This window comes from uncultured Microbacterium sp. (genome assembly GCF_963521695.1).
Taxonomy (GTDB): domain Bacteria; phylum Actinomycetota; class Actinomycetes; order Actinomycetales; family Microbacteriaceae; genus Microbacterium.
Genome location: NZ_CAUQWC010000341.1, coordinates 1 through 2,668 on the forward strand (window position 1 = coordinate 1; position 2,668 = coordinate 2,668).

The following is a 2,668-nucleotide window of genomic DNA, read 5'->3' on the forward strand; positions in this document are numbered from 1 at the left end:
GTGCGCGCGGGCGGCGACGCGGTGTCGGCATCGGCCGACGACCTGCCGCCCCTCGTCGCCGACCGCTACCTCGCGCTCAAGGCGGCGGGCCGCCTCTAGCACGTTCAGCCCCCATGCAGCCCGAGACATACGACGCGGCTTATCCTGAGGGGTAATCTTCGAGCCGTCTGCGCGTCCCCTCCGCGCCCGGCTGCGCCGTCTACGCACAGGATGCGGGAGCTCTCTTGCCAGGTAATGCCACCACGCACTTCGATGATGTGGCTCTTGTTTCGGTGGCGAGCGTCCTGCCCAGCCGCGTGACGACGTCCGACGACATCGAGGCGAGGCTGGCCCCGGCGCTGGAGCGTCTCAAGCTCAAGCCCGGGCTCCTGCGCCGCGTCGCCGGTGTCACCGAGCGTCGCAACTGGGCCGAGGGCGAGTCCTCCGACGAGGCGACCATCGCCGCGGGCAAGCAGGCGCTCGCCGAGGCCGGAGTGGACCCCAGCGAGGTCGGCCTGATCATCAACACCTCGGTCACCCGCAAGCACCTCGAGCCGTCGGTGGCCGTGCGCCTCCACCACGGTCTCGGCCTGCCGAGCTCGGCCATCAACTTCGATGTCGCCAACGCGTGCCTCGGCTTCATCAACGGCATGAGCCTGGCCGCCGGCATGATCCAGTCGGGCCAGGTCAAGTACGCCCTGATCGTCAACGGCGAGGATGCCGACGAGATCCAGGTCAACACCATCAACCGTCTCGTGCGCGAAGACCTCGATCGCGACGCCTTCATGCAGGAGTTCGCCTCGCTGACGCTGGGGTCGGGCGCCGCCGCCGCCGTGCTCGGCCGGGCGAGCGACCACCCCGAGGGCCACCGGATCGTCGGCGGCGTGACGCGCGCTGCCACGCAGTTCTACGACCTGTGCGTCGGCAGCGTCGACGGCATGTTCACCGATGCCAAGGCACTGCTCAAGGGTGGCCTCGACCTCGTCGTGTCGGCGTGGAAGGAGGCGAAGGACGAATTCTCGTGGACGGGCATGGACCGCTACATCACGCACCAGGTGTCCTCCGTGCACACCTCCGCGATCGTCCGCGCCGCCAAGCTCGAACGCACTCGTGTGCCTGTCACCTACCCCACCCTGGGCAATGTGGGACCGGCATCCATCCCCATCACCCTTGCCGCCGAGCAGAAGACGCTGCGCCGGGGCGATCGCGTCCTGCTGATGGGAGTGGGCTCCGGGCTGAACACCGGCATGCTGGAGCTGGCCTGGTGAGGGTCACCGCCCCCGGCGCGACCCTGCCCCCGGTGGGTCTGCCCGGCCTCGACCCGGCCCTTTCCCGCCTCGTCGCGGTCGACGGCGTCGCCGCCGATGCGCGCACCACCCGCACCTGGCACGTGCTCGACACCGGCGACGCTCTCGCCGAACACGGCATCGCCCCCGTCGGCACGATCGTCGCCGTCCACGGAAACCCCACCTGGTCGTACCTCTGGCGTGCACTAGTGAGCACCTCGCTGCAGCGCGCCGAAGCCGGCCGCACGGCGTGGCGGGTCGTCGCCGTCGACCAGCTGGAGATGGGCTTCTCAGAGCGCTCCGGTTTGCGGCGGACGCTCGCGCAGCGCATCGCCGACCTCGGTGCGCTCGTCGACGAGCTCGGCATCCCGGGTCCGGTCGTGACGATCGGGCACGACTGGGGAGGGCCCGTCTCGCTCGGGTGGGCCGTCGAGAACCCCGACCGCCTCGCCGCGGTCATCGCCCTGAACACCGCCGTGCACCACCCCGACGGTGCTCCCCTGCCGTTCGCGTTGCGTGTGGCGACCGCCCGGGGCATGCTCGCCGCCGGGACGACGGGGACCACCGCGTTCCTCGACACCACGCTCGCGCTCGCCGATCTGGACCCGGCCGTGCGCGCCGCCTTCCGCGCGCCCTACGCCACCGTCGCCCGCCGCCGGGGTATCGGCGGGTTCGTCGCCGACATCCCCGCCACGTCGGCCGACGAGAGCACCCCGGCCCTGCGCCGCATGTCGGCGGGGCTGCGGCAACTCGACGTGCCGGCGCTTTTGCTCCGGGGACCCAAAGACCCGGTGTTCGGCGAGGGACACCTCGACGACCTCATAGATCGCCTGCCCCACGCCGATGTGCATCGCTTCGAGGGCGCCGGGCACCTCATCGCCGAGGAACGGCCCTACGCCGACGTCGTGCTCGACTGGCTCGACGAGAAGGTCGTGGATGCCGAGATCCGCCGCCCGACGCAGGGTTCCGGCGCGATTCCGCCCGGCGACGCCGGCTCTACCCTCGCCACGGACGACGGCGCCGCCGAGCCCGCACCCACCGCCCCCGCGGCGGAGGCGGTCACCGGCTCCCTCTGGGACGCCCTCGACGCCCGCCGCGACGATGACGACACCGCCGTCATCGACATGAGCACCTCCCGCGACGGCGAGCCGTTGCGCGTGAGCTGGCGTCAGCTCGCCACCCGCGTGGATGAGATCGCCGCAGGCCTCGACGCGTTCGGCGTCCGCGCGGGAGACCGCGTCTCGTTGCTCGTGCAGCCCGGCCCCACCCTCACCGCCGCGCTGTACGCGTGCCTGCGCATCGGCGCCGTCGTCGTCGTGGCCGACCGCGGTCTCGGCATCCGGGGTCTGTCGCGCGCCGTCCGCGGAGCCGTGCCCGACGTCGTCATCGGCGAGGTCGCGGGG

2 protein-coding genes are annotated in these 2,668 nt (G+C 72.0%); both read left to right on the forward strand.

What is annotated here, in order from left to right:
• Positions 1 to 224: 224 nt before the first annotated feature.
• Positions 225 to 1,247: a 3-oxoacyl-ACP synthase III gene (locus RWP81_RS16115; protein WP_314457818.1), complete on the forward strand. Its 1,023-nt coding sequence runs from the start codon at positions 225 to 227 to the stop codon at positions 1,245 to 1,247.
• Positions 1,244 to 2,668, forward strand: a 1,425-nt coding sequence (locus RWP81_RS16120; protein WP_314457820.1) for an alpha/beta fold hydrolase, incomplete at its 3' end; no start/stop codon positions are given. The genes RWP81_RS16115 and RWP81_RS16120, both read left to right, overlap by 4 nt.